The 25,295-nt window shown below is 67.0% G+C and carries 26 protein-coding genes; 19 read left to right on the forward strand and 7 right to left on the reverse strand.

Annotation, left to right across the window (positions count from 1 at the left end):
• The coding region (locus ROR02_RS11200; RefSeq protein ID WP_147164112.1) for an AraC family ligand binding domain-containing protein at positions 1 to 588 on the reverse strand (588 nt) is incomplete at its 3' end.
• 77 nt (positions 589 to 665) lie between these two features.
• On the opposite strand from ROR02_RS11200, the gene ROR02_RS11205 reads away from it, so the two are divergent.
• From ROR02_RS11205 to ROR02_RS11285, 17 genes are all read left to right on the forward strand, one after another.
• Complete coding sequence (locus tag ROR02_RS11205) at positions 666 to 2,780, forward strand: FUSC family protein (protein WP_147164113.1); 2,115 nt, start codon at positions 666 to 668, stop codon at positions 2,778 to 2,780.
• A complete protein-coding gene (locus ROR02_RS11210; RefSeq protein ID WP_147164114.1) occupies positions 2,770 to 2,985 on the forward strand; it encodes a DUF1656 domain-containing protein in 216 nt (71 codons plus the stop codon). The genes ROR02_RS11205 and ROR02_RS11210 overlap by 11 nt, the downstream gene beginning before the upstream one ends.
• Positions 2,982 to 4,016 (forward strand): HlyD family efflux transporter periplasmic adaptor subunit, encoded by a 1,035-nt coding sequence (locus ROR02_RS11215; RefSeq protein WP_147164115.1) that lies wholly within the window; start codon positions 2,982 to 2,984, stop codon positions 4,014 to 4,016. The genes ROR02_RS11210 and ROR02_RS11215 overlap by 4 nt, the downstream gene beginning before the upstream one ends.
• Before the next feature lie 445 nt (positions 4,017 to 4,461).
• A complete protein-coding gene (gene ffh / locus ROR02_RS11220; RefSeq protein WP_147164116.1) occupies positions 4,462 to 5,940 on the forward strand; it encodes a signal recognition particle protein in 1,479 nt (492 codons plus the stop codon).
• 161 nt (positions 5,941 to 6,101) lie between these two features.
• The gene (gene rpsP, locus ROR02_RS11225) at positions 6,102 to 6,476 is read left to right on the forward strand and encodes a 30S ribosomal protein S16 (protein WP_147164117.1); all 375 of its coding nucleotides are present in this window, start codon (positions 6,102 to 6,104) and stop codon (positions 6,474 to 6,476) included.
• Between the two features lie 33 nt (positions 6,477 to 6,509).
• A complete protein-coding gene (gene rimM / locus ROR02_RS11230; RefSeq protein WP_147164118.1) occupies positions 6,510 to 7,085 on the forward strand; it encodes a ribosome maturation factor RimM in 576 nt (191 codons plus the stop codon).
• Positions 7,082 to 7,801: a tRNA (guanosine(37)-N1)-methyltransferase TrmD gene (trmD, locus tag ROR02_RS11235; RefSeq protein WP_147164119.1), complete on the forward strand. Its 720-nt coding sequence runs from the start codon at positions 7,082 to 7,084 to the stop codon at positions 7,799 to 7,801. Before rimM ends, trmD begins: the two co-directional genes overlap by 4 nt.
• On the forward strand, positions 7,798 to 8,238 hold the full coding sequence (rplS, locus tag ROR02_RS11240) for a 50S ribosomal protein L19 (protein WP_147164120.1): 441 nt from the start codon (positions 7,798 to 7,800) through the stop codon (positions 8,236 to 8,238). The genes trmD and rplS overlap by 4 nt, the downstream gene beginning before the upstream one ends.
• A gap of 273 nt (positions 8,239 to 8,511) precedes the next feature.
• The gene (leuC, locus tag ROR02_RS11245; protein ID WP_147164121.1) at positions 8,512 to 9,915 is read left to right on the forward strand and encodes a 3-isopropylmalate dehydratase large subunit; all 1,404 of its coding nucleotides are present in this window, start codon (positions 8,512 to 8,514) and stop codon (positions 9,913 to 9,915) included.
• Between the two features lie 131 nt (positions 9,916 to 10,046).
• A complete protein-coding gene (locus ROR02_RS11250) occupies positions 10,047 to 11,201 on the forward strand; it encodes an AAA family ATPase (protein WP_147164122.1) in 1,155 nt (384 codons plus the stop codon).
• Positions 11,202 to 11,209: 8 nt separating this feature from the next.
• Complete coding sequence (locus ROR02_RS11255; RefSeq protein ID WP_218032808.1) at positions 11,210 to 11,782, forward strand: DUF4276 family protein; 573 nt, start codon at positions 11,210 to 11,212, stop codon at positions 11,780 to 11,782.
• Between the two features lie 4 nt (positions 11,783 to 11,786).
• Entirely contained in the window at positions 11,787 to 12,413 is a 627-nt protein-coding gene (leuD, locus tag ROR02_RS11260) for a 3-isopropylmalate dehydratase small subunit (protein ID WP_147164124.1), read from the forward strand.
• Positions 12,414 to 12,479: 66 nt separating this feature from the next.
• Positions 12,480 to 13,589 (forward strand): 3-isopropylmalate dehydrogenase, encoded by a 1,110-nt coding sequence (gene leuB, locus ROR02_RS11265; RefSeq protein ID WP_147164125.1) that lies wholly within the window; start codon positions 12,480 to 12,482, stop codon positions 13,587 to 13,589.
• A gap of 121 nt (positions 13,590 to 13,710) precedes the next feature.
• Positions 13,711 to 14,124, forward strand: coding sequence for an SAM-dependent methyltransferase (locus ROR02_RS11270; RefSeq protein ID WP_147164126.1), 414 nt, complete (start codon positions 13,711 to 13,713; stop codon positions 14,122 to 14,124).
• On the forward strand, positions 14,121 to 15,416 hold the full coding sequence (locus tag ROR02_RS11275) for a ParA family protein (RefSeq protein ID WP_147164127.1): 1,296 nt from the start codon (positions 14,121 to 14,123) through the stop codon (positions 15,414 to 15,416). Before ROR02_RS11270 ends, ROR02_RS11275 begins: the two co-directional genes overlap by 4 nt.
• A complete protein-coding gene (locus ROR02_RS11280) occupies positions 15,413 to 16,849 on the forward strand; it encodes a hypothetical protein (protein ID WP_147164128.1) in 1,437 nt (478 codons plus the stop codon). The genes ROR02_RS11275 and ROR02_RS11280 overlap by 4 nt, the downstream gene beginning before the upstream one ends.
• A 30-nt stretch (positions 16,850 to 16,879) precedes the next feature.
• Entirely contained in the window at positions 16,880 to 18,115 is a 1,236-nt protein-coding gene (locus ROR02_RS11285; RefSeq protein WP_147164129.1) for an SLC13 family permease, read from the forward strand.
• Between the two features lie 9 nt (positions 18,116 to 18,124).
• Here ROR02_RS11285 and ROR02_RS11290 read toward each other — a convergent pair whose 3' ends face one another.
• Together ROR02_RS11290 and ROR02_RS11295 are read right to left on the reverse strand one after the other, a co-directional pair.
• On the reverse strand, positions 18,125 to 18,805 hold the full coding sequence (locus tag ROR02_RS11290; protein ID WP_218032809.1) for an esterase family protein: 681 nt from the start codon (positions 18,803 to 18,805) through the stop codon (positions 18,125 to 18,127).
• A gap of 44 nt (positions 18,806 to 18,849) precedes the next feature.
• Positions 18,850 to 19,809 (reverse strand): acetylxylan esterase, encoded by a 960-nt coding sequence (locus tag ROR02_RS11295; RefSeq protein ID WP_147164131.1) that lies wholly within the window; start codon positions 19,807 to 19,809, stop codon positions 18,850 to 18,852.
• A 262-nt stretch (positions 19,810 to 20,071) separates the two neighbouring features.
• Between ROR02_RS11295 and ROR02_RS11300 the strand changes: the two genes are divergently transcribed.
• Complete coding sequence (locus ROR02_RS11300) at positions 20,072 to 20,587, forward strand: GNAT family N-acetyltransferase (protein ID WP_147164132.1); 516 nt, start codon at positions 20,072 to 20,074, stop codon at positions 20,585 to 20,587.
• A 109-nt stretch (positions 20,588 to 20,696) separates the two neighbouring features.
• Here ROR02_RS11300 and ROR02_RS11305 read toward each other — a convergent pair whose 3' ends face one another.
• Complete coding sequence (locus tag ROR02_RS11305) at positions 20,697 to 21,233, reverse strand: TIGR00645 family protein (RefSeq protein WP_147164133.1); 537 nt, start codon at positions 21,231 to 21,233, stop codon at positions 20,697 to 20,699.
• 487 nt (positions 21,234 to 21,720) lie between these two features.
• On the opposite strand from ROR02_RS11305, the gene ROR02_RS11310 reads away from it, so the two are divergent.
• Positions 21,721 to 22,623, forward strand: coding sequence for an alpha/beta fold hydrolase (locus ROR02_RS11310; protein WP_246135517.1), 903 nt, complete (start codon positions 21,721 to 21,723; stop codon positions 22,621 to 22,623).
• Here the strand turns inward: ROR02_RS11310 and ROR02_RS11315 are convergent.
• The 3 genes from ROR02_RS11315 to rlmB form a co-directional block, all read right to left on the reverse strand.
• On the reverse strand, positions 22,568 to 23,458 hold the full coding sequence (locus ROR02_RS11315; RefSeq protein WP_147164135.1) for a DUF2189 domain-containing protein: 891 nt from the start codon (positions 23,456 to 23,458) through the stop codon (positions 22,568 to 22,570). The two genes, ROR02_RS11310 and ROR02_RS11315, sit on opposite strands and share 56 nt — an antisense overlap.
• A 103-nt stretch (positions 23,459 to 23,561) precedes the next feature.
• Positions 23,562 to 24,392 carry a prepilin-type cleavage/methylation domain-containing protein gene (locus ROR02_RS17455; protein ID WP_147164136.1) on the reverse strand — a complete coding sequence of 277 codons (831 nt, stop codon included), beginning with the start codon at positions 24,390 to 24,392 and terminating at the stop codon, positions 23,562 to 23,564.
• A gap of 100 nt (positions 24,393 to 24,492) precedes the next feature.
• Positions 24,493 to 25,295: 23S rRNA (guanosine(2251)-2'-O)-methyltransferase RlmB (gene rlmB, locus ROR02_RS11325; RefSeq protein WP_147164137.1), on the reverse strand; the 803-nt coding region annotated here is incomplete at its 5' end.

A 25,295-nucleotide genomic window follows, 5' to 3' on the forward strand; every position in this document is an offset into this window, starting at 1 on the left:
AAATAGACGCGCCAGCGACCGCTCGCTCATCGCGACCCGCTTCGCCCAATCGCTTAGCGTACTGCGGTCCGAAGGCTCGATCGTCAGAGCGTCTGCCATCGCCCGGATTTTTGGATGGCTTGAAATCGGCAGGTTGAACCGCTCACGCGGCATCTGCGCAAGTTCATCAAGGACCACCCGCGCGATCCGGGCGGCGTGGCTGTCGGCGAGATAGTCAGCCCCCTCGCGAGCAAGCCGATCCACCATTTCTCGAATCATGGGAGACACCGACAATGTGCAACTGGTTTCCGGCAAATTCGCTGCATCTGGCTCGACGAACAGATAGTTAAGCCGCGCATTTGCTGTCGCTCGCGCGCTGTGCGGCACTTCACCGGGAATCCAGACTCCGCAATTGGGAGGCACGATCCAGATTTCGTTGCCTGCGGTGCAGGTGACGGCTCCGTGCAAGGCCAGGATCAACTGACCCTTGCGATGCACATGCAAAGGGATTTCTGCTTCATGATCGGCGAAGTCGAGTTGATAGGCGACCGCCGGCAGGGGGGTGCGGTCGGGATCAGAAACGGAAACGGCAGATCGCAACGCAGACATGAGAATGGCCGTTTTTAGATATTTTATGTCATAATACCGAATTTATTTGATTTTGCAAATCGGTCACAACTGGCGGCATGAACACCGCGCCACCCATAAACACCTTCCGAAATAAGGCCGTTGCAGCCATGCGGCAAGCTGGAACGATCTTCCCGCGCACGCCGACCATGAAGGCGGATGCGGATGCGATCTTGTTTTCGGCGAAGAGTTTCGCTGCGGCGATGCTGGCCTACTACATTTCGCTGCGGATCGGATTTCCCAAGCCATTCTGGGCCATCGTAACGGTCTACATCGTCTCGCAGACGTCTGCCGGGGCGTCCTTCAGTCGTGGTGTCTATCGCTTCGCGGGTACGCTGGTCGGCGCCATGGCAACGGTCGCGATCGTTCCCAACTTCGTGAACGATCCGATGGTGTGCAGCGTCGTCCTTGCGGGCTGGATCGGCCTATGCCTGTTTTTCTCGCTGCTTGATCGCACGCCACGCGCTTATGCCTTTGTTCTTGCCGGTTATACCGCGAGCCTGATCGGGTTCCCGAGCGTGTTCGACCCAGGCGCGGTTTTCGAGACGGCGGCGGTGCGCGTCCAGGAAATCTCGATCGGGATTCTGTGCGCGGTCCTGATCCATCGTTATATCCTGCCAAAACGCATGACCGGCCAGTTCACCGGCAAGGTGTCGGCCGCGCTGCGGGACGGCCGTCGGCTGGCGGGCGATGCACTCAGTGGAGCGCCGGGAGAAAACCGCCGCGACCGTCACCAACTCGCAGCGGACCTACTAGCAATCCAGGGGCTTGCCACGCATCTGCCCTATGATCCGGCCCCCACGCCCCCACGCCGGATACTGCAACTCATCCATGACCGGCTCGCCCGCTTGCTGTGGCTCGCGGCCGAGGTCGAAGACCGGATTGAGGCTGTTCGCTTAGGCGACGGCGAGGCGCCCGGCGAGCTGATCGCCTTGGTCGGTGACGTCGGTGCCTGGACCGCAAGCGCCGAAACGGAGGACCGGGAGGCTGCCGCAGTCAAACTGATCGCACACGCACGATCAGTCCAGAAGCGTTTTGGCACAGACGCTGCGACGCCCAGCGACAGGCTTGCCGCCAACCTGGCGGGGCATCTGGCCGAGATGGTCGGTTTGCTACAAGACTGCGACAGGTTGGAGCGGAACATCGCAACGCCTGGGCAATTGCGCGATGCCACGTCGCTTCATGGGCCGAAACAGGCGAAGGGCTATGTCTATCACCGCGATCCCTGGATGGCGGGACGCACCGCGCTCGGCGCGATCGTCGGCATTCTCATTGGCTGCGCCTTCTGGATCTGGACGGCTTGGCCGGAGGGCGGAATGGCTGTCTCCATTCTTGGCGTCTGCTGCACCCTGTTCGGCAATTTCGATGCGCCTGTCCCCTTTGTCGTCAAATATATCGTCGGCTCAATCTACGGGGTTTTAATCAGCCTCATCTACAGCTTCATCATCCTGCCCCAGGTCACCGAATTTTGGGTTCTTGTCGCGGTGCTCGCGCCGGCGTTCCTGTTCGCCGGCTCTCTCCAGGCACGGCTGCCGACGACCTTCATGGCGCTCGGTATCACGCTGACCATTCCGATCCTTTCGGTTCTTGGTCCCTATTATACGGGCGACTTCGCCGGCTCACTCAACAGTGTGATCGCGCTGTTCGCGGCGGTCGGCTTCGGCGCGGTGAGCATGTCCTTGTTCCAGACCGTGCCGGTCGATGGAGCGATCAACCGCTTGCTTCGCTTGAACCGCCGGGACGTTGGCCGACGCGCGCTTGGCGCTGCACCCAACGAAGCGCACTGGACAAGCCTGATGATCGATCGGACAGCCTTGCTGCTGCCAAGGTTGCGGCTGATCGGCAAAGCCTGTCCGGATGTGCTCGACGATACGTTGCGCCATCTTCGCATCGGGCATGTCTCCGGACAGCTTCGCAAGACGATCCCGCAGATCAAGGGGGAGGTCGCCGTCGAACTGCGAGAGCTTCTATCAGTCATCGCCAAGCGCTTCAGTGGAGGGAAGCCGTCCACGACGCCAGATCTTCTCGACCTCGATCAGTGGATCGAGACCCTGATCGAGAAGACGGCAGGCAGCGTGTTCAAGAATCGTTTGCAGATTGTCGATCTGCTCATCGACCTGCGATTTGCGCTTGGCTCCCCAGCAGACGGGAGGATCACGACCGATGATCGTTGATCTCAATGTCGGAGGCGTCCTGATCCCCGGTTTGGTGGCGCTCGCATTCATCGCGCTGGTCGTCACCATGGCGGTGCTGCGCCTGTTTGCCGCCTCCGGTTTCCATCGCCGGTTCGCTTATCGGCCGCTCGTCGAACTCGCCACTTTTGTCATCATCTACGGTCTGCTCGTGCAGTACCTGCCATCGATCGGACTCCTGCCTTGAAACCTGTCCTATCCCTTCTTGGGCGCTACGCCCTGACCCTTTGCCTCGTCGCCGTCTCCGCCTTTATCGCGCTGAAGGCGTGGAACCATTTCGAGCGGATGCCCTGGACACGCGACGGACGAGTTGGCGTCGATGTCGTGCAGATCGCGCCGGAAGTCTCTGGCACAGTCAGCGCAGTTCTCGTGGTTGATAATCAATACGTGCGTCAGGGCGACATCCTTTACGAGATCGCCCCCGAGCGGCTCAGGTTGGCGGTGGCGTTGGCTGAGGCTGAGGTCGAAGCCAAACGTCAGGATATGATCGTTCGTCAGGCAACGGCGCGACGGCACAGCCAGCTCAAGGACGTCGTCTCCCAGGAGGCGGCTCAGCAATCGAGCGGCGCCGCTGCGGTCGCCGGCGCAGCCTATCAGTCAGCGGTGGCGGCGCTTGATCTGGCCAGGCTTGACCTTGCACGCTCGACGGTTCGGGCGCCCGTCGACGGCTATGTCACCAACCTGAAACTTCGGCCCGGCGATTACGCGACGGCTGGTGTGACGAAAGTCGCCGTCCTGGACGCCGCCAGCTTCTGGATCACCGGCTATTTTGAAGAGACGAAAATACGGCAGATCCGCGTTGGTGATCCGGCACTGATCATGCTGATGGGCTTTGATCAGCCCATATCCGGCCATGTCCAAAGTCTCGGCCGCGGGATCGACAACAGCAACGACGCGCCCGGTCATCTTGGCTTGCCCAATGTCGCCGCGACATTTTCCTGGGTGCGTCTGGCCCAGCGCATCCCGGTGCGCATCCATATCGATACGGTGCCGTCCGACGTCGAGTTGGCTGCGGGCATGACCGCAACCGTCGAGATCATCCCCGCGAGAGGGGATGCGACCACGGGGGGCGGCCATGAAGCGCGCGCTTCCCTTCCTGTCGGCCCCCGTTGCGGGCCGGTTGCGTCGCGGGTCCAGCCTGCCATGTTCCGCGCAGCGCAAGAGTTGAACGTCCGGATGCCGCCGCACCTTTCCTTGGTCTCAGTCGTGCGGTCGTGAGCCAGGAGGAAACGCCACCGCATTGGTGGCGACTCTATCGCGATCCAAGACTCGATGCCTGTGTCGATGAGGGGCTGACGGCCAATGCCGATCCGCGGGCCGCTGAAGCAAACCTGCGCCGTGCAGTATCGATCGTTCGCGAGGCCGAGTCCGCCCGCGCCGCGCGCGGCAGTGCCCGAGGTGAGGCGCTCGGCGCGCACCAGGGCCGGCTTTTGTCTGTTTTTCTTGACGCCCGGGGGCGTCGGGGGTAATCCTCGGCGTTCCGGTCGGCCCGCCTGGCGGGTGGACCGTGTCCGCCTTGTCCCCCCAGGGAAGGCCGAAGCCTCCACGGAGGTCCGTCAGTCCGCGAGGATCGCGCACTGGCGCCGCTTTCGTTTGGCCAAAAGCAACCCGGGGGCCCTGGCGGTCTGCCCTGATCTGTTCACCCCCGGGACGGGAAGAGCCCATGTTCGAAGGATTGTCCGGTCGCCTTGGCGACGTGTTCGACAAACTGACCCGACGTTCCTCCCTGTCGGAAGGGGACGTCGATGCCGCGATGCGCGAGGTTCGTCTGGCCCTTCTGGAAGCCGACGTCGCCTTGCCGGTGGTCAAGCGCTTCATCGCCGACGTGAAGGAAAAGGCCATCGGGCAGCAGGTGATCCGCTCGGTCACCCCGGGGCAGATGGTCGTCAAGATCGTGCACGACGCCCTGGTCGCCATGCTGGCCGGTCCCGATGGCGCGGCCGAGCCCGATCCCATGGCGCTCGGCCTCGACATCGCCCAGACCCCGCCCGTGCCCATCTTGATGGTGGGTCTCCAGGGCTCGGGCAAGACCACCACCTCGGCCAAGATCGCGCTGCGCATCAAGACCCGCGAACGCAAGAAGGTGCTGCTGGCCTCGCTCGACGTGTACCGTCCCGCCGCCCAGCAGCAGCTGGCGGTGCTGGGCGAGCAGACCGAAACCGATTGCCTGCCCATCGTGCCCGGCCAGATGCCGGTCGAGATCGCCCAGCGCGCCATGAAGGAAGCGCGGGCCGGGGGCTACGACGTCGTCATTCTCGATACCGCCGGCCGCCTGCACATCGACGAGGCCCTGATGGCCGAGGTGGCGGCGGTGCGCGAGATCGTGCGCCCGCACGAAACCCTGCTCGTCACCGACGCCATGACCGGCCAGGACGCCGTGACCATCGCGTCCGAGTTCAATGAAAAGGTCGGCATCACCGGCATTGTCCTGACCCGCGTCGATGGCGACAGCCGGGGCGGTGCCGCGCTCTCGATGCGTGCCGTCACCGGCGTGCCCGTCAAGCTGATGGGCATGGGCGAAAAGATGGATGCCCTCGACGCCTTCCATCCCGAGCGGGTGGCCGGGCGCATCCTGGGCATGGGCGATATCGTCTCGCTGGTCGAGAAGGCCGCCCAGACCATCGAAGTGGAAGACGCCGAGCGTCTCGCCCAGCGTCTGGCCGAAGGCCAGTGGGACATGAACGACCTGCTGGGCCAGTTGCGCCAGATCAAGCGCATGGGCGACGTGAAGGGCCTTCTGGGCATGATGCCCGGCATCAACAAGATGCAGCGCCAGCTGGCCGAGGCGCAGGTTGACAACAAGGTGATCGACCATCAAGAAGCGATCATCTTGTCGATGACCGCCAAGGAGCGGCGCAATCCCGACCTGATCAAGGCCAGCCGCAAGAAGCGCATCGCCGCCGGCTCGGGCACGACGGTGCCCGAGATCAACCGCCTGCTCAAGCAGCACGAGCAGATGGCCATGGTCATGAAGCGCATCAAGAAGATGGGCGGCCGCAAGGGCCTCATGAACCTGCTCAAGGACATGGACGGGCCCGAGGGTCCCGACATGGGGGCGCTGGCCCGCGCCCTGGGCGGTCCGGCGACCCCGGGCGGCCTGCCGCCCCGGCTTGCCACGCGCGGCGGCAAGCGCAAGCGCTAACTGGTTTCCTGCCTTCCCCGGGGTCCGTCGGCCCGATTCGCTTTTTGCCGACGGTCCTTTGGGCCTGGTCTTTGTTTTTTGCTTTTTCGTTCCCCTCTGCGGCGGTCTGGGCCGCGTTGGATCCTCCGAGTCGATCCTGTTTCCAAGGAGTCCCACATACCATGTCTCTTCGTATCCGGCTCGCCCGTGGCGGCGCCAAGAAGCGCCCGTTCTACCGCATCGTGGTTGCCGACTCCCGCAGCCCGCGTGACGGCCGCTTCATCGAGAAGCTGGGCATCTACGATCCCATGCTGTCGCGCGACAACGAGAACCGCGTTGTTCTGAAGGAAGAGCGCGTGAAGTACTGGCTGGGCGTGGGCGCGCAGCCCTCCGACCGCGTGGCCCGTTTCCTGGGCTTCAAGGGCCTGGCCGAAGCCCGCGCCATCCCTGAGCAGACTCGCAAGAACCAGCCCAAGGCCAAGGCCCAGGAGCGTCTGCGCGTTGCCGCCGAGAAGGCCAAGGCCGCCGCCGAGGCCGCCGAAGGCGCCGAGGGCTAAGGGCCTTCGGGGAACCGGTGAAAGACACGCGCCATGACAAAACGGATGCTGGTTGGCGTCATCGTGGGCGTTCATGGGGTCAAGGGGCTGGTCCGGGTGAAGGCGTTCGTCGACGACGAGGCCACCTTGGAAACCCTGGGGCCCCTGAGCGACGAGGATGGCCGGCGCTCGTTTCGTCTGGCGGTGCGCAACCGGGTCAAGGGCGTTGTCCTGTGCGCGATCGAGGGCATCAGCGATCGCACCGCCGCCGAGGCCCTGAAGGGAACCCGCCTGTTCCTGGACCGCGCGCTGTTGCCGCGCGAAACCCTGGACGAGGACGAGTTCTTCCTGGGCGATCTGGTGGGGTTGAGCGTGCGCCGAACCGATGGGTCCGTTCTCGGGCGCATCGCGGCCGTGCCCGACTATGGGGCCGGGGTCTTGCTCGACGTGCTGCTGGCCGATGGCCGGCGCTCGGTCGTGCTGCCCTTCACCCGTGCCGTTGTCCCCGTGGTTGACCTCAAGGCCGGCCATGTGGTCGTGGACCCGCCGCCCGGCCTGCTGGACGAGGGGGCTCGCGCCCCGTTGGACGACGAGGGGGCCCCCGCTCCGCTGGCGGAGGATCATCCATGAGCCTGACCGCCCATGTCCTGACCTTGTTCCCCGAGATGTTTCCGGGGCCATTGGGCGTTTCCCTGCCCGGCAAGGCCCTGAACGCCGGCTTGTGGCACTTGCAGGCCCACGACATCCGGGCGTTCGCCACCGACCGTCACCGCACGGTCGACGATACGCCGTTTGGCGGGGGTGCCGGCATGGTGCTGCGCCCCGACGTGCTGGACGCCGCCATCGCCGCCACCTGGCCCGGCGATGGGCCGCTGATCTACCTGACCCCGCGCGGGCGGCCTCTTGACCAGGCCCACGTGCGGGAGCTGGCCACCCAGCCCTCGCTCACCTTGCTGTGCGGGCGCTACGAAGGCGTGGACGAACGGGTCCTGGAGGCCCGGGGCGTTCACGAGATCAGCATCGGCGACTACGTGCTGTCGGGGGGCGAACTGGCCGCCCTGGTCTTGCTCGACGCGGTCGTGCGCCTGCTGCCCGGGGTTCTGGGCACCGCGCGGTCGCTCGACGAAGAGAGCTTCGAGGGGGGATTGCTGGAATATCCCCACTACACCCGCCCCGCCGTGTGGCAGGAGCGGGCGGTTCCGGAGGTGCTCATCTCCGGCCACCATCAACGGGTTTCCGACTGGCGCCGAGCCCAGGCGGAGGCCATCACTCAGAAGCGGCGCCCCGATCTGTGGGCCCGTTACACCGCCCGGCGGGCGTCCCTGAACGGAGATTGCGGATCATGAACATCATTCAACAGCTGGAGCAGGAGCAGGTCTCCAAGCTCCTCGAAAAGCGGGGCGTGCCCGATTTCGCTCCCGGCGACACCCTCAAGGTGCACGTGAAGGTGGTTGAAGGCAACCGCGAGCGTGTCCAGGTCTACGAAGGCATGTGCATCGCGCGGCGCAACGCCAGCCTGAACAGCTCGTTCACCGTGCGCAAGATTTCGTTCGGCGAAGGCGTCGAGCGTATCTTCCCGCTGTACGCCCCCACCATCGACCGCATTGAAGTGGTGCGTCGTGGCAAGGTGCGTCGCGCGAAGCTGTACTACCTGCGGGCCCTGCGTGGCCGCGCCGCGCGTATCGTCGAGGACACCAACGCCACCCAGAAGGCGCTGGCCAGCGAGCGCGAGATTACCCACGAGCGCAAGCAGGCCGCCAAGGACGAGGCCGCGTCGTCGTAACACCGACGCCCGCCGCTCGGAGGCTTCCTTCCCGCCGGCCCGCCGCCCGTCCGCTGGTTCCCGTTCACCGGGAACCGGGGGCGGGCGCGCGGGCCGTTCGGATGACCGACACGCCACGCCGTCGCGGCCCGGTCTTCATCCCATTTTCGACACAATCCCGTTTTCGTCATAGTTCCCGGCGGTCCCTCGCGGTCCGCTTGCACGAAAGCCACGAACGAGAGCCAAACCGGCCCGCCATTCCTCCCCGAGACACCGTTCAGGAGCGTCGAGTCCATGGGCAAGCCCACGACCCTGTTTAACAAGATCTGGCAAAGCCATCTGGTCGCAACTCAGGATGATGGGACCTGCCTGATCTACATCGACCGCCACATGGTGCACGAAGTCACCAGCCCGCAGGCGTTCGAGGGCCTGCGCATGGCGGGCCGCGCGGTGCGTCATCCCGAGGCCACCCTGGCCGTCGCCGACCACAACGTGCCCACCACCGACCGCAAGGCCGGGATCAGCAACCCCGAAAGCCGCCTGCAGATCGAAACCCTGGAAGCCAACGCGCGGGATTTCGGCGTGCCCTACCTGGCCATGGATGACATCCGCCAGGGGATCGTGCACATCGTCGGGCCGGAACAGGGCTTCACCCTGCCCGGGGCGACCATCGTGTGCGGCGACAGCCACACCTCGACCCACGGCGCCTTCGGCGCGCTGGCGTTCGGCATCGGCACCAGCGAAGTGGAACACGTGCTGGCGACCCAGACCCTGGTCCAGAAGCCGGCCAAGGACATGCTGGTCCGCGTCGATGGCCAGCTGCGCCCGGGCGTGACCGCCAAGGACATCGTGCTCGCCATCATTGGCGAAATCGGCACGGCGGGCGGCACCGGCTACGTCATCGAATTCGCGGGCGAGGCCATCCGCTCGTTGTCGATGGAAGGCCGCATGACGGTTTGCAACATGACCATCGAAGGGGGCGCCCGCGCCGGCCTGATCGCTCCCGACGACGTGACCTTCGAGTACCTGAAGGGCCGCCCCCTGGCTCCCAAGGGCGCTTTGTGGGAAGCCGCCGTGTCGTGGTGGCGCACGCTCAAGACCGACGAGGGCGCGGTGTTCGACCGCACCGTGGTGCTGGACGCCAGCACGATCGAGCCGCAGGTCACCTGGGGCACCAGCCCCGAGAACGTGGTGCCGATCACCGGCCGCGTGCCCGATCCGGCCGCCGAGGCCGATCCCGCCCGCCGCGCCGCCATGCAGCGCTCGCTGGAGTACATGGGCCTTGAGGCCGGCACCCCGATGACCGAAATCCCGGTCGATCGCGTGTTCATCGGCTCGTGCACCAACGGCCGCATCGAGGACCTGCGCGCGGCCGCCGCCATCGCCAAGGGCCGCAAGGTCGCCGCCTCGGTCAACGCCATCGTCGTGCCCGGCTCGGGGCTGGTCAAGGAACAGGCCGAAGCCGAGGGCCTGGACGAGATCTTCCGCGAGGCCGGCTTTGAATGGCGCGAACCCGGGTGCTCCATGTGCCTCGCCATGAACGACGACAAGCTGGCCCCGGGCGAACGCTGCGCCTCGACCTCGAACCGCAACTTCGAAGGCCGCCAGGGACGCGGCGGGCGCACCCACCTGGTGGGCCCGGCCATGGCCGCAGCGGCAGCCATCACCGGCAAGCTCACCGACGTGCGCGCGCTGTAAGGGGCGTTTTTTAGGGACTTCGTCCCTTGGGGGCCACGGGCCCCCAAACCCCCGTTCGGGGAAGCCCGGCTTCCCCGAACCCCTTCGGTGGGAAGGGACTCCGACGACACACGCGTTTGGGGGACGGGCCCATGCTCCTGCGTCGCCTGCATATCCAAAACTTCAAGAGTCTGCGCGATGTGGTCTTTGACGACATCCCCGTCTTGAATGTTCTGGTTGGCCCCAACGGCTCCGGCAAGTCCACGGTGCTGGACGCGCTGGCCTTCGTGCGCGCCATGGTCACCGGCCGCGCCCAGGATATCCCCCGCGCCGACACCGTGCCGTTTCAAGGCGCCGATCCGCGCGTTCTGTCCTTTGATCTTGACGTGGAAGCCAGCCCGGAAGAAGGGGCGGGGCGCTTCCGGTATGCCTTTTCCGCCGATATCGATGGACGGGGTTCTCCTCGGTTTCTTGAGGAGGAATTCAAGAATATAAATGATGAAAAGAAGAGTTTTCCAAGAAGAATAAATCCGGGCAATGGCGAGTCCTTTGTGTCTTTCAACGTGCAGGGTCGCGCCGTTGATATGCATGTTGATGTTGGTAAGTCGGCATTGTCATTTGCAGATTCAATTTTGTATCCTGAAGCAAGAAGTCTTGTCAGGTTTATTAACGAATTTTACAGCGTGGACCTTCGCCCGCGTCCACTGTTGCCCCTGGAAGGCACGGGAGCCCGGACGAACCGCCTTGATCCCGCCGGCGCCAATGCCCACGCCGTGGCGCGCTATTTGCTGGAAACCCACCCGGCGGTATTCCAGCGTGTTTGTCAGCGGATGACCCAGCGCATTCCCGGCCTCGCGGGGATCGAGCCGCTTAAAATGGAGGATGGCCGCATCGCGCTGCGCTTCCAGGATGGCACCCTCAAGACCCCGTTCCTGGAACGCGACGTGTCCGACGGCACCATGGACCTGCTGGCGTGGCTCCTGATCCTGAACGACCCCGAGCCCCCCAGCCTGTTGTGCGCCGAGGAACCCGAAGGCCAGATCAACCCCCATGTCCTGGGCGACCTGGCCGAGGACTTTCAGGTGTTCTCCGAGCAGGCCGGACAGGTGTTTCTCACCTCCCATTCGCCCGATTTCCTGAACGCGATGCCCCTCGAAAGCATCTGGATCCTGGACAAGGTCCACGGCGAAACCCGGGTGCGCCGGGCGGCGGCGGATCCCATGCTGCAAGCCCTGGCCGCCGGGGGCGATCTGCCCGGCCAGATGTGGATGGATGGCGCCTTTTACCGGCCGGGTGGGCGGGCATGAACCACCTGGTGATCCTGGTCGAGGAAGAATCGATGCAGATTCTTTTGCGGGACATCCTGCTTCCCCGGCTGGTCGAGGACGCGGACCAGTGGATTACCGTGGTGCGCCATCGCGGCAAGACGGACCTGAGGAAGCAGATTCCGGTTCGGTTGCGCAGTCGCTGGCCGGAAGGAACCCGTTTCATGATCCTGCATGATCAAGATCAGGCGGAATGCAGGGCCCTGAAGGCGGAACTGCTGGCCTTGTGTCGAGAGGCGGGACGCCCGGAAACGTTGGTGCGGATCGTCTGCCATGAACTGGAATCGTGGTACCTGGGCGATCTGGAGGCCGTGGGGCGGGCCTTGGGGCAAGAGAGCCTGGGACAACGGGCCGCGCAGGAAAAATTTCGCGAGCCCGATCGTCTGGCCAACGCGAAACAGGAGATGGAACGCCTCTTTTTGGACCATGGTCCTCAGGGTTATAAACCAAGAAGCGGTGCGCGGGCGATCGGCCCCCACATGGACCCCGCGCGCAACCGGTCCCACAGTTTTCAGGTTTTTATCCGCGGCGTCGTGGCGCTGGCGGCCGAGAGGAGAGTGTAAGCCGATGGAAAAATTCACCGTTCTGACCGGCGTCGCGGCGCCGCTGCCGTTGATCAACGTCGATACCGACATGATCATCCCCAAGCAGTTCCTGAAGACGATCAAGCGCACCGGCCTGGGCAAGAACCTGTTCGACGAAATGCGCTACACGGCGGACGGCGCCGAAAACCCCGACTTCGTGTTGAACAAGGCGGCGTGGCGCGGCGCCACCATCCTGGTCGCCGGGGCCAACTTCGGCTGTGGCTCGTCGCGCGAGCATGCGCCGTGGGCCCTGCTGGACTTCGGGATCCGCTGCATCATCGCGCCCAGCTTCGCCGACATCTTTTTCAACAACTGCTTCAAGAACGGCATTCTGCCCATCGTGCTGCCGCAAGAAGAGGTGGACAAGCTGATGGATGACGCCGAGCGCGGCGCCAATGCCACCGTCACCGTGGACCTGGAAAACCAGATCATTCGCGGCCCCGATGGCGGCACCATCGCGTTCGAGGTCGATGCCTTCCGCAAGCACTGCCTGCTGAACGGCCTGGACGACATCGGCCTGACCTTGCAAAAGCAAGAAAAGATCGATGGCTTCGAACAGACCCGCGCCCAGCAGATGCCCTGGCTGGTGGCGTCCCGTCCGGCCGCCTGAGCCCTCGGCCCTTTTTCCGGGGTCGGGAGGGCCCGGCCCCGATATATTTTTGAAAAGAGCGAACCCATGCCTTCAACCAAGAAGATTCTTTTCCTGCCCGGCGACGGGATCGGCCCCGAGGTGATGGCGCAGGTGCGCCGGGTGATGGACTGGCTGGTGGCAAGCGGCCGCGCGTCCTTCGAGGTCGAGGACGGCCTGGTCGGCGGTTCCGCCTACGATGCCCACGGCACGCCCCTGCACGACGACACCATGAAGCTGGCCCTGGCCGCCGACGCCGTGCTGCTGGGCGCGGTTGGCGGGCCCAAGTGGGACAACCTGGACTTCTCCTTGAAGCCCGAACGCGGCTTGCTGCGCCTGCGCAAGGACATGGAGCTGTTCGCCAACCTGCGCCCGGCCCTGGTGTTCGATGCCCTGGCCGAGGCTTCCTCGCTGAAGACCGAGCTGGTCGCGGGCCTTGATATCCTGATCGTGCGCGAGCTGACCGGCGGCGTGTACTTCGGCCAGCCGCGCGGCATCAGCGACCTGCCCAACGGCGAACGGCGCGGCGTCAACACCCAGGTCTACGACACCCACGAAATCGTGCGCGTGGCCCGGGTGGCCTTCGACCTCGCCGGCAAGCGCGACAAGCGCCTGTGCAGCGTTGAAAAAGCCAACGTCATGGAAAGCGGCCTGCTGTGGCGCGAGGAAGTGACGAAGATCGGCACCACCGAGTTCCCCGACATCGCGCTCTCGCACATGTACGCCGACAACTGCGCCATGCAGCTGGTCCGCCAGCCCAAGCAGTTCGACGTGATCGTGACCGACAACCTGTTCGGCGACCTGCTGTCGGATTGCGCGGCCATGCTCACCGGCTCGCTGGGCATGCTGCCCTCGGCCTCGCTGGGCGAAGCCGACGCGAACGGCGCGCGCAAGGCCATGTACGAACCGGTCCACGGCTCGGCCCCCGACATCGCCGGGCAGAACAAGGCCAACCCGCTGGCCACGATTTTGTCGTTCTCGATGATGCTGCGCTACAGCTTCGACATGGGCGTGGAAGCCGACCTGATCGACCAGGCGGTGCGCGACGTCCTGGCCGACGGCATCCGCACCGGCGACATCATGCAGCCGGGCAAGACCCTGGTCGGCACCTCGGGCATGGGCGACGCCCTGCTCGCCAAGCTCGCCGCCCACGGCTGACGCTGACAGGGGGGACTCCGGTCCCCCCGTTCCCCGGACCTTGCCGGGGCTTGATCGCGGGGGGGAAATCCTCCATGACGACAAGCAACGATCCTGTGGGGGATACGGCAAGGCGCTGGTCATGGATGTTGATTTTCTGGATGCCCACTCCCGCCACCTGAAGGATGCCGGGATCTTGTTCGAGGCCGGACGCTGGGCCAATGCCGATCATTTGTTCGGCATGGCGGCCGAATGCGGCCTCAAGCGCCTGATGGTGGCGTTTGGCATGGCCGTGAAAGAAAGCGGCGATCCCGAGAAATACGAGGATCGAAAGCATGCGGACGCGGTGTGGGTCCGCTATGAAACCTATCGCGCAGGATATGGGGCGGCCGAATACGGGTTTGAGGGCGGTAATCCGTTCAGCAACTGGAGGGCAGAACAGCGTTACGCCTCCGAAGCCGGGTTCACGCCCGCCCGGGTGGAAGGGCACAAGGATGCGGCCCGCCGCGTCCACGCCCTGGTGCGCAAGGCCCAATGGGAGGGCTTGTTGCGATGAGCACGTTCGATACGATTGTGCCTGTCTTGCAGGAATGCCTTGAAGCCGTCCCTCCTTCCTCCGGCACTTCATTCCTGGTCAACCGCGACCTGAACGGGCGCGTGCGCCTGATCGTGCCTGCCGAGGTCGAGCGGGACGACGCGCGCCGGGGATGGTTCGAAGCCTTGTCCCGGAGGTTGTCCGAACGCCTGGGCCCCCATGCTCCGCTCTCCCAGGGAGGGCTGTTGTTCGAGGACGACCTGGAGGCGGTGTGCGCCGACGCCCCCCGGTTTCCCCTGGAGAAGTTCCCCCAGGTGCGGGTTGTGGACCGCCTGATTGCCGAAGGCGGCTGGGCGACGCTTGCCCCCTCCTCGCCCAGGGTACCGCGCGTCGCTTTTTCGTCCATCAAGGGGGGCGTCGGGCGTTCGACGGCCCTGGCGGCGGCGGCCTGGGCGCTGGCCGACGCCGGGCGGCGGGTCCTGGTTCTGGATCTCGACCTGGAATCGCCGGGCTTGTCCTCGTCCCTGCTGCCCGAGGACCGGCGGCCGCCGTTTGGTCTGGTTGACTGGCTGGTCGAGGATCTGGTGGACAATGGGGCGGCCGTGTTCGACGGCCTGACGGCGTCCAGCCCGCTGGCCACCAACGGCGAAATCCGCGTTGTCCCCGCCCATGGGCGCGAGCCGGGCGAATATGTCGCCAAGCTGGGGCGGGTGTGGATGGCCCGCCGCGCTCCCGGCCAGGCCCCCGAGCCCTGGACCCGGCGCCTTGCCCGCCTGATTGACGCCCTGGAAGACACGTGGCAGCCCGATCTTGTGCTGCTGGATGCCCGGGCCGGCCTGGATGACATCGCGGCCGCCTGCGTCACCGATCTGGGTGCCGAACTGGTGCTGTTGTTCGCCTCCGACAGCGCGCAAACATGGCAGGGCTATCGGGTGCTGTTCGAGCTGTGGCAGCGCCATGGAATCGCGCGGGACATGCGCAAGCGGTTGCAACTGGTCGGGGCCATGGTGCCCGACGACGAGCGCCGGGGAGAGGTCATCGACGGCTTGCGCGAACACGGTCATGATGTGTTTGAAGAACTGATGTACGACAGCCTTTCCCCGGACGACGACGGCGCCGAAGCGTTTGCCTTTGCCCGCGACGACGAAACGGCCCCGCATGCGCCGTGGGTCATCCGGTGGAACCGGGGTTTTTCCACCCTGTCGTCCTTGCATGGCCGGTTGCGGGAGATCGACCGGGACACCGTGCATCTGATTTTCGGCCCCCTGGTGGAGGGAATTGCTTCCTTGGTGGAGACAGGAAACACGCCATGACCGACGCCCAGGCCTGGCGCGACTGCCTGCTGGAGGCGTTGCCGGTGGATGTCAGCGTGCACCACGCCCTGGAGGACTGGCGCGACCTGTATGTTCCGCCGGCCCATGTGCGCGCCTTGCGCCTGGACGCCAGCTTGGTGGTTGGCGATCGGGGGGTGGGCAAATCATGCTGGGCCCATGCCCTGACCACGCCCCAGGGGCAGGCGATCCTGGCCCAGGCTTTGCCGGAAATGAAACAGGTCACGGTTCATCTGGGCTTTTCCGCGACCCAGGCGATCGAGGATTACCCGACCCCGGAAGTGATTGGCCCCTTGTTAAAGCAAGGCCACACCCCCTATGACCTGTGGCGGGCCGTGGTGCTGCGCTGGGCAGACCGGATGGGGGGCGGGAAGCTGCCTCGCGCCAGATGGGAAAACACGCTGGCCTGGATGCGCGACAACCCCGAGGGGGTGGCCCATGCCATGGCCGCCGCCGTCCGGCATTTGGCGAGCGAAAAAACCAGGGGCTTGATCGTGTTCGATGCCCTGGATCGCGCCAGCGCCGACTGGCAGACCATGGATGCGCTGGTGCAAGGCCTGCTGCGCACGGTGCTGTGGGTGCGCAGTTTCCCGGGGCTGCATGCCAAGGTGTTCTTGCGACCGGATCAGGCCGAACGCACGGTGGGCAACTTTCCCGATGCGTCCAAGCTGATGGCGACACGGGCCGATCTGGTGTGGAGCCGGCACGACCTGCATGGCCTGCTGTGGCACCATCTGGTCAACGCCCCTGGAGATGCAGGGAAGCGCGCCCGTGCCCTGGTCAAGACCACCGTGGGGAGCGCCGTGCCAAAGGGCCCCGATGCCTACCGTCTGCCCGAGGCCGCCCGGCTGGATACCAGGGAGCAGCGAGCCCTGTTTGATGCACTGGCGGGGCCATGGATGGGGCGTGATCAGCGACGGGGCATTCCTTACGTGTGGTCGGTCGGTCATCTGGCGGATGGGAAAGGGCGCACCTCCCCCCGGTCTTTCCTGGCGGCAATCCGGCAGGCCGCCGAGGATTCCAAGGACCGCTATCCCGACCATGCCCTGGCCTTGCATTACGAAAGCATCAAGCGCGGCATCCGCAAGGCCTCGGGAATCCGGGTGGCGGAGATCGCCGAGGATTATCCGTGGGTTCGGTTCTATTGCAGACCTCTCGCGGGATTGACCGTGCCGTGTGCCCCCGATGTGGTCTTGAGCCGCTGGCAGGAACGTTTTCCCAACGGTCCCGCGGGCGAGCCCGACGAGGGCCGCCTGCCTCCGCCCCATGCGGACGAAGGCTGGGAGGGGCTGCGCGAGGATCTGGTCCACTTGGGGATTTTTCAAGAACGGCGTGATGGTCGGCTTGACATGCCCGACCTCTATCGGGTGGGCTTCGGCCTGGGGCGCCGGGGGGGCGTCAAACCGATTGAGTAAACCGGTTCATGCCGGGAAAGCACGGGTGCGATGGACTGGTTTGTGCTGGCTGTTTTCGTGCTCACCTATGCCGGCATGGCGGTGGGGCGGGTGCCGGGGCTGGGGGTGGACCGGGCGGGGATCGCGCTGCTCGCCGCCATTGCCTTGCAGGCGGGAGCGCCCCGGCCGCGTGCCGACGTGCTGGCGGCGATCGATTTCGAAACCCTGGGCGTGCTCTTCGCCCTCATGGTGGTGTCGCTCCAGTTTTCCGCGTGCGGCTTTCATGACCGTTGCGCCCATGTCCTGGCCCAGGCCCGCCTGGGGCCCCGGGCCCTGCTGGCCCTGGTGGTGGCGGTGGGGGGCGCGCTGGCGGCGGTGCTGACCAACGACGTGGTCGCCCTGGCCCTGACTCCGGTGCTCGCCCGGGGCCTGATCCAGCGCGGCCTGGATCCCCGCCCCTACCTGCTGGGCCTGGCCGGGGCGCTCAACGCCGGGTCGGCCGCCAGCCTGATCGGCAATCCCCAGAACATCCTCATCGCCCAGCACGGAACCCTGGGCGTGGGGCCGTTCGTGGCCACCTGCGCCCCTCCGGCCGTGGCGGCCCTGGTCTTGGTGTGGGCCGTGACCGCCTGGGTGTGGCGGGGGGCCCTGGCCGCGCCCGCCGTCGTGCCCCCCGTCCAGGACGCTCCCCCTCCCGTGGACCGCTGGGGCCTGGCCAAGGGCATGATCGCCCTGGGGGGCATGCTGGCCTTGTTCCTGACTCCCGTGGACCGCGCCACCGCCGCCTTGCTCGCGGCCGGCCTGATCCTGACCAGCCGGCGCTTGCAAACCCGCGCCGTGCTGGGGCAGGTGGACTGGCCGCTCCTGGTGCTGTTCGCCAGCCTGTTCGTGGTGGTCGATGCCCTGGCCGCCACCGGCACCCCGGGCCTGCTGCTGGCCTGGGCGCGGGACCTGGGCCTGGATCCGCTGAGCCCGGGGGCGGTGCTGGGGATCAGCCTGGTGGGCTCCAACACCATCGGCAACGTGCCCCTGGTCACCGGCTGGCTGGCCGTGATCGGGTCCGGCCTCGGCACCCCGGTGCCCGAGGCGGCGCTGTACCAGCTTTCGGTGTACGGCACCCTGGCCGGGAACCTGCTGCTGATCGGCAGCCTCGCCAACCTGATCGTCGCCGACCAGGCGGCCGGGGCGGGCGTGCGTCTGGGTTTCCTCGATCACGCCCGCGCCGGCATCCCCATGACCCTTCTTGGTCTGGCCGCCGCCTGGGTCTGGTTCGGGGGGATGGGGTAATTCCTGGGGTCAGATGTACAACCCCGCCATCATCCGCCAGGCGCTGCCCCGGTGGGCGCGGCCGTCCCAGACGTGGAGCGCGTGGGGCACGCCTTTTTCGGTGAGGATCTGGCTCAGGTGGCGGTTGTTGTCGAGGAAGGGGTCCTCGGCGCCGATGACGAGCACGATATCCATCCGGCGCAGGTGGTTCAGGCGGTCCTCGCAGGTGAGGCCGGGGAGGAAATGGGACGGGGTGTGGAAATACACCGTGTCGTCGTAATACCCCGCCAGCAGGTCGTCGAAGCATTCCACCCGCAAGGTCAGGTCATAGCGCCCGGAAAAGGCCACCAGCTTGCGAAACAGGTGGGGGTGGCGGAAGGCCAGGGTGGCGGCATGGTAGGCGCCCAGGCTGCACCCGTGGGCAATCGTGCACGGGTGCGGGTTGCGCGCCCCCATCAGGGGCATGACCTCGTTGAGGACGTATTCCTCGAACAGAACATGCCGGCGGATGCGCTCGGCCGGGTCGCGCCAGAAGCAATAGAAGGTTTCCCCGGCCAGGTTGTCGAGGCAGAACAGTTGCAGGTGTCCGGCCTCGATCTTGGAGGCGAGACTCTCCACCAGCCCCAGGGATTCGTATTCCCAGAAGCTGCCGTCGCGGGTGGGGAAAACCAGTACCTTGGCGCCTTGATGGCCGAAGACCAGGAGTTCCATGGTCCGGTCCAGGCGGGGGCTGTGCCAGCGGAGATAGTCTCGGTTCATGGGGCGTGGAAGAAAACGCGCAGCCGCTCCAGCAGGCGGGCTTTCTGCTCGGCTTCGCCAGGATACTCGAAGTGTCCGGCGTCCAGAATGAAGATTTCCTTGCGGCCTTTGAGCGCGTTGTAAATCGAAAACTGGCAGGGCGGCGCCACGGCGGGATCGAACAGGGCCGCCGCGACCAGCATGGGTTGTTTGATGCGCAAGGCGGCGCTGGCGGCGTCGTAATAGCGCAAGGTATCCAGCGCGTGGCCCGTCCGGCGCTCGTAGGCCTGCACGGCCGCCGCCGAGCCGGTGGTGGGCAAGGTGAGGCGCAGGGGCTGATTGCCGAAGGTGGGCAACGCCAGGTGGCCGCGATCGAAGCGATCGTCCCAGGCCAGGGCGAGAGCGCCCACGCCGCCCCCGAAGCTGATCCCGGCATAGCCCAGATGGCCCTCCAGCCAGGGGTAGAGCGTGGTCAGGACCGAGGCCCCCACCCACAGGTCCTCGACGCAGCCGCCGATCACGTAGGCGTCGCGCCGGTCGATGTCGTGCAGCACATGCCAGGCCGGATCCGGGGACAGGGGCGGGCGCTGGCTGCGCGACAGGCCCCGGCAGCACGGAAACAAAACGGCGGTGTCGGTCAGGGGCAGGTCAAGGTCGGGCTGGTCGCGTCCGCCATAGCCGTGACCCACCACCAGCCCCCGGCGCACGACGCCCGAGCGGGGCAGCAGCAGCCAGCCGCCGATGGGAAAATCACCGGTCGAGGTGTAGGCGATGTCGTGGACGGTCCAGGCGGGATGCACCAGATCCTGGCGCTTCAGGCGGGGCCTGGGGTCGCGGGCGCGGGCCCGGAGGTACCGGGCGCGCCAGAAGGCATCGAAGTCCAAGGGCGCGGCGGGAACCGGCACCGCCAGCAGCGCGGAGAGATCCAGGCCATAGGTGGGGTCGAAGGCGAAGGGATGACGCAACGGCACGCTCATGACCCCCTGGCGCGCGAGGGAAGCCGCGATGTTCGCCCCGCCGCGCGGCGCGGGGACGAGCCCCCGCATTGTAGAGTGAGAGCCAAAAAGGGGGAACCGCTTTTCGGATAAGTCGAGCGTAAAAACAAAGAGTTAGAGCGCCGTTTCCGGATCCGCTTTTACGCGCGGTGCTCTAATATGCCCAACGGAGCTTTGCGTTGACGGCCTGGATATGCTTTCGTGACCGACTTTTTCCTTTTTTTGTCATGAAGGAGACCATCCGATGGTCCAAGACGAGGGGCGATCCCCGGCCGAGGGGATCGTTCTGGCGCCGGGGGTCATTCTGCGGCCCCTGACCCTGGCCGATGCCGGCCCGTTGGCCGGCCTGCTGGCGGAGTACGCCGGCGCCCTGCGCCATGGCGGTCCGGCTCCGGACCCCGATCCGGCCTATGCCGGGGCCTTGTTGCAAGACCCCAAGGTCGAGTTGCACGGCGCGTTCCAGGCCGACGGCCAGATGGTGGCGTTCGTGCTGTTTCTGGATATTCCCGAGGCGATCTCGGGGCGTCGCGCCGGGCAGGTCGATGACCTGTACGTGAGCGAGGCGGCGCGCGGCCAGCGGCTGGCCCAGAAGATCCTGGAGGCGGTGGCCCGCCTGGGCGAGGCCCGCGACTGGATTCAGGTGCGCTGGCTGGTGCCGGTGGAAAACACCGAGGCGCGCCGGGCCTACGCCCGCTTCGCCGAGGAAGCCCCGTGGGTGAGCCATGTCCTGTGGCTGGGGGATCCCGAGGCCCGCTGGTAGGAGCCTCCCTCAAAAAAACGGCCGGGGAGGGGATCCCCGGCCGGCCTTTGTTTTCGCGTTCGACGGATCCGAAAAGCGGTTCCCCCTTTTCGGGTCTCGCTCCAGGGTGTCACGCGCCCATGGTGTTCGAGGTGTCGTGATCCTTGCTCTCGTGGAGCTTGGCCATCATGCGCTCGACGAAGCACAGCAGCAGCGCCGAGACGACGAAGGTCAGGTGCAACAGCGTCGACCACATGATCTTGTCGTCGGGATATTCGTGGACGTTCAGGAAAACCTGCAACAGGTGGATCGACGAAATGGCGACGATCGACGACGCCACCTTGATTTTCAAGCTGCCGGTATCGAGCTTGCCCAGCCACGAGACTTCGTCGGTTCCTTCGTCGAAGCGGCTGACGAAGTTTTCGTAGCTGCTGATCATGACCATGACCAGAAGACCGGCGACCAGGGCCGCGTCGATCAGGCTCAGCATGGCCAGGATCATTTCGGATTCATTGTAGGTGAAGACGTTGGTGGCCACCTTGGCGAACTTGGCGATGAAGGATGCCGCGTAGATCGCCAGGGCCGCGCCCAACCCCAGGTAGAAAACGACCAGCAGCCAGCGGCTGGCCAGGATGATGCGTTCAATGAACAGTTCCAGGGCTTTCACGGTGGGTCTCGCGTTGAACGGGTGAAGGGGGCGACTCAGGTTGAGTCTCGTTGGGGGAAGCGGCGAAGAGGGGGGGCAGGGCCCGCGCCTTGTCAAGGGGCGAAACCGGGCGGCCTGGGGCCGGAAACGACGACACGCCCGCGAAAGTGTTCCAGATCGGTCAAAATAACGAAAAAACGGCCAAAACGGTTCATTCCTGCCCCTCCCTGGGCGGAGAGAAGCGATCCTTGGCGAGAGCCAAGGGGTTGAGGCGTCACGGGCTTGGCCTCCGATGGGACGGGCGGGGCGTTCTGGCCCCGCTCTTGCTTGAAGCGTGGGGAGCAGGCCAGCCCGGGGACCCCCTGTCGTTTGCGTCCCTGCCCAGGCGACGAAACGCCCGGGTCGGCCTGTTCGCCTTCCCGCCAGGGCCCGGCGCGGGTTGCTCCTCCCCGCCGTCGTGTGTTTCCCTGGCGGGGTTTTCATGCCGTTGGGGGAGCCTTTTCATGCCTTGTCCGCCCGTGTCGTCCGCCGGCCCCTGGTTTCGGGGCCTTTGTTGTCGGGGGCCGTGGTGAGCGGCCCCGTGGAGTCGGTGGATCTGGCGGCCCGGCGCGTGGGGCGCGGCCGGCCCGTGGTCTTGCTGCACGGCCTGTTTGGCTCGGCGCGCAACTGGCAGGCCATCGTGACCCGGCTGGCCGGCGAGGCCGAATGGCATGTGCTCGACTTGCGCAATCATGGCGAGTCCCCGTGGTCGCCGGTCATGGACTACCCCCATCTGGCCGCCGACGTGGCCCGTTACATTGAGCGGGTCGGGCTGGGGCCGGTGCCGGTGATCGGCCACAGCATGGGGGGCAAGGCGGCCATGATGCTGGCGCTGCAAACACCCCGGTGGATCAGCCATCTTGGGGTGCTTGACATCGCGCCCGGGCCGTCGCCCGGCATGGAGGGGCTCGACCGGGTGATCGGCGCGCTCATGGCCCTGCCGCTCGCCGAGGTGGCGCGGCGCGAGGACGCCGAGGCCCTGCTGGCCGAGGCCCTGCCGGAAACCCGCTTGCGGGCTTTTCTGCTGCAAAACCTGGTGCGGGCGGAGCAAGGCGGGTTTCGCTGGCGCTTGAACCTGCCGGCCCTGGCGGCGGCGTTGCCGGTGCTGGGCGATTTTCCGCCCCTGGCGGCGGGGGTGTCGTGGTCGGGGCCGACCCTGGTGGTGCGCGGTGGCCTGAGCGCCTACGTTCCCGATTCGGCGCGCCCCGGGCTGGCGGCCTTGTTCCCGGCGCTGCGGCTGGTGACCCTGAAGGGGGCGGGGCACTGGCTGCACGCGGACCAGCCCGAGGCGCTGGCAACGGTTCTGGAGACATTCGTCAGGCGGGCGGGACAGGATCCACGGCCGTCGCTTCCGGCGGATCCTCGACCGTGACCAGCGCGCGGTAGGCGTGCCAGGTGGCATGACCGACCAGCAGCAGGCTGGGGATCAGGCCAATGAAGGCGCTGATCAGCCCGGCGCCGATGAACACGGCAATCAGGCCCGCCCATGCCGCCATCGGGCCCGGGTTGGCCTGCACGGCGCGAAAGGACACCACGGCGGCGCGCAGGGCCTCTTCGCGCCGGTCGAGCAGCAAGGGGAGCGAGACCACGCCCAGGACAAAGGCCAGCAGCGCGAACCCGGCGCCGATCGCGGTGCCCACCAGCAAGAACACGGCGCCGTCCCAGGTGGTCAGGGTTTGCACGATCAGATCGTTCCAGCCGCCGCCGATGTAGGGGAACATCAGGGCGAACAGCAAGGCGGCGACCCGGACCCAGGCCAGCATCAGCAGCATGAACAGCACGCCGGTGGTCATGATGGCGAAGCCGTTGCGCTGAAAGGCGGTGAGGGCGCCGCGCAGGGTGGGGGTGCCCCCTTCCTCGACCACGCGGCTGATTTCGCACAGGCCGATTCCCAGCACGGGGCCGACCAGCAGGAAGGCCCCGGCCATGGGCAGAACCAGCCAGGCGAGATCCAGCAGCAACAGGCCGCCGGTCACGGCAAACCCCAGGGCGACGAACAGCAGGCCATAGATCAGGCTGGGGAACCAGGCCGCGCAGATGTCGGCCCAGGCGCGATCCAGCCAGCCCCAGACGTCGCGCACCGCCACGCGGTTGATGTGGTAGATCCCGGCGGCGCCACGCAGCGGAGCCAGGGCCGGCCCGGCGGGGGGCGGTGACAAGGGGGAAGCGGGGGACGAGGGGGACGGCGAGGGAACGGGTGCAACCATGGCGACCTCCCTGTTTTAGGGGATGGGTCGGGTCGCCACGGCCCGCCATCCCGTTATGGTTGAGGATATGGGGCGCCCGGGAGCCGGCGCAACACACCCGGCCTCAAAACCCGGGGCCGTCGGGCCGGCAGCCGGCTTCCTCCAGCAGCACCAGGGGCGGCACCCAGAACACGCGGTCGTCGAAAAGGGTGCCGTCGGGGGCCGGGGCGTCGGAGGGATCGGGCCCGTGCCAGACCTGGGCCGCGCCGCCGGCGGGCACGACGCCGGCGTTTAGGGCCTCGGCCCGGGTGGCGGTGGCGACCCCCAGGGCAAAGGGCTGCCCGTCGGCCAGCACGGCTCCCTTGCGGTTGGGGCCATGGCTGATCAGGGCGTAGGCCGCCTGGGCATGGGGGAGTGGCGCCGGGCCCGGAGCGATCATCAGCGACGACACGATCTGTCGGAGGGTGGCTCCGGCCCTGTCGCAGGCGAGGGGGCCGGCTCCGGGAACCCAGGCGGTGCCGCCGTGGGCGGGGGCGACCAGCTCGGGCGCCGGGCGGTAGGAAAACAAGGCCCCCCAGCCGTCGAGGGCATCGGCGCGGGCAATCCCCAAGGTGCGCCAGGGCACCAGGCCCACGCGCTGGCACCAGGTGGAATCGGCGCGGCCGTCGGGAGCGTCGCGGGCATCGGGGCAGGGAAGGGTGGCGGTGGCCAGGGCGGCGGTGGCCAGGGCAGCCTCCAGCCGTCGCGCCGCCAGGGCCGTGCGCTGCTCCGCCAGGCCCTGGCGGCCCGCGTGGGAAAGGCTGAGCCCGGCCTGGGCCAGCAGGCCAAGACCGATCAGAAGCACCGCGATTTCGGTGAGGGTCGCGCCAGGGCGCGCGAAAAAGGATGTGCCGGGGGGCGCGGCAAAGGGGGGGCCGGGGGGCGCGACAAAGGGGGTGCCGGGGGGCGCGGACACCGGGGTTTGTCGTCGCGCTCCGGCGGGGAGGCGGGGCGGCGGTGCCGGCTTCCGTCCCCGTTTCCGCCCCCGGGCGGAGTCTGTCGCGCGCCCCGTGATGTCAGGCCTCGGGCAAGGCGCGCCCGGCCAGCTCGTAGAAGGCGATGGCGGCGGCGTTGGAGACGTTCAGGCTCTCCATGGGGCCGGCCATGGGCAGGCAGGCAAGCACGTCGCAGTGTTCGCGCACCAGGCGGCGCAGGCCGGCGCCCTCGCTGCCCAGCACCAGGACGGCGCGCTGGTCGAGGCGGGTCTGGGCCAGGGTGGTGGGGGCGCCGGCTTCAAGCCCCGCGCACCAGTAGCCATGCTCCTTGAGGGCATCGAGGGCGCGCGCGAGGTTCGAGACGCGCACCAGGGGAACGCGCTCCAGGGCGCCGCTCGCGGCCTTGGCCAGGGTGCCGGTTTCGTCGGGGCTGTGGCGATCCTGGACGACGACGGCACGCACGCCAAAGGCGGCGGCCGAGCGCAGGACGGCGCCGACGTTGTGGGGATCCGAGACCTGATCCAAGACGGCGATCACCCCGGGGCCGGGGCGGGCGGCGAGGGCGTCGAGGTCGGGGGCGGGCAGGGGGGCGACGCCCAGGGCCAGGCCCTGATGCACGGCGCCCGGCGGGAGCAGGGCCTCCAGGGTGTCGCGATCAACCACGCGCCGGTCCAGGCCCGGGCGGGCGATCAGGTCGGGGGGCAGCGCCTCGGCGGCCCCGGGCAGGGCATAGAGGGCGCGCACCCGCCGGGCCGGATTGGCGAGCGCGGCTTCCACGGCGTGATGCCCGAACAGCCACACGCCGCCGCCGGGCGGGGGCGCGGGCAGGTCGCGGGGGGCGCCCTCCGCCGGGCCGCGCCCGGACCGGGGACCGGGGCCGCGCC

Source organism: Pararhodospirillum oryzae, from assembly GCF_007992075.1.
Classification (GTDB): domain Bacteria; phylum Pseudomonadota; class Alphaproteobacteria; order Rhodospirillales; family Rhodospirillaceae; genus Pararhodospirillum; species Pararhodospirillum oryzae.

Excerpts from the sequence above, each read along its gene's own strand:
- ROR02_RS11205 (WP_147164113.1), top strand. The coding sequence starts at position 666 with ATGAACACCGCGCCACCCATAAACACCTTCCGAAATAAGGCCGTTGCA.
- ROR02_RS11210 (WP_147164114.1), top strand. The coding sequence starts at position 2,770 with ATGATCGTTGATCTCAATGTCGGAGGCGTCCTGATCCCCGGTTTGGTG.
- ffh (WP_147164116.1), top strand. The coding sequence starts at position 4,462 with ATGTTCGAAGGATTGTCCGGTCGCCTTGGCGACGTGTTCGACAAACTG.
- rpsP (WP_147164117.1), top strand. The coding sequence starts at position 6,102 with ATGTCTCTTCGTATCCGGCTCGCCCGTGGCGGCGCCAAGAAGCGCCCG.
- rimM (WP_147164118.1), top strand. The coding sequence starts at position 6,510 with ATGACAAAACGGATGCTGGTTGGCGTCATCGTGGGCGTTCATGGGGTC.
- trmD (WP_147164119.1), top strand. The coding sequence starts at position 7,082 with ATGAGCCTGACCGCCCATGTCCTGACCTTGTTCCCCGAGATGTTTCCG.
- rplS (WP_147164120.1), top strand. The coding sequence starts at position 7,798 with ATGAACATCATTCAACAGCTGGAGCAGGAGCAGGTCTCCAAGCTCCTC.
- leuC (WP_147164121.1), top strand. The coding sequence starts at position 8,512 with ATGGGCAAGCCCACGACCCTGTTTAACAAGATCTGGCAAAGCCATCTG.
- ROR02_RS11250 (WP_147164122.1), top strand. The coding sequence starts at position 10,047 with ATGCTCCTGCGTCGCCTGCATATCCAAAACTTCAAGAGTCTGCGCGAT.
- leuD (WP_147164124.1), top strand. The coding sequence starts at position 11,787 with ATGGAAAAATTCACCGTTCTGACCGGCGTCGCGGCGCCGCTGCCGTTG.
- leuB (WP_147164125.1), top strand. The coding sequence starts at position 12,480 with ATGCCTTCAACCAAGAAGATTCTTTTCCTGCCCGGCGACGGGATCGGC.
- ROR02_RS11270 (WP_147164126.1), top strand. The coding sequence starts at position 13,711 with ATGGATGTTGATTTTCTGGATGCCCACTCCCGCCACCTGAAGGATGCC.
- ROR02_RS11275 (WP_147164127.1), top strand. The coding sequence starts at position 14,121 with ATGAGCACGTTCGATACGATTGTGCCTGTCTTGCAGGAATGCCTTGAA.
- ROR02_RS11280 (WP_147164128.1), top strand. The coding sequence starts at position 15,413 with ATGACCGACGCCCAGGCCTGGCGCGACTGCCTGCTGGAGGCGTTGCCG.
- ROR02_RS11285 (WP_147164129.1), top strand. The coding sequence starts at position 16,880 with ATGGACTGGTTTGTGCTGGCTGTTTTCGTGCTCACCTATGCCGGCATG.
- ROR02_RS11290 (WP_218032809.1), bottom strand. The coding sequence starts at position 18,805 with ATGGAACTCCTGGTCTTCGGCCATCAAGGCGCCAAGGTACTGGTTTTC.
- ROR02_RS11295 (WP_147164131.1), bottom strand. The coding sequence starts at position 19,809 with ATGAGCGTGCCGTTGCGTCATCCCTTCGCCTTCGACCCCACCTATGGC.
- ROR02_RS11300 (WP_147164132.1), top strand. The coding sequence starts at position 20,072 with ATGGTCCAAGACGAGGGGCGATCCCCGGCCGAGGGGATCGTTCTGGCG.
- ROR02_RS11315 (WP_147164135.1), bottom strand. The coding sequence starts at position 23,458 with ATGGTTGCACCCGTTCCCTCGCCGTCCCCCTCGTCCCCCGCTTCCCCC.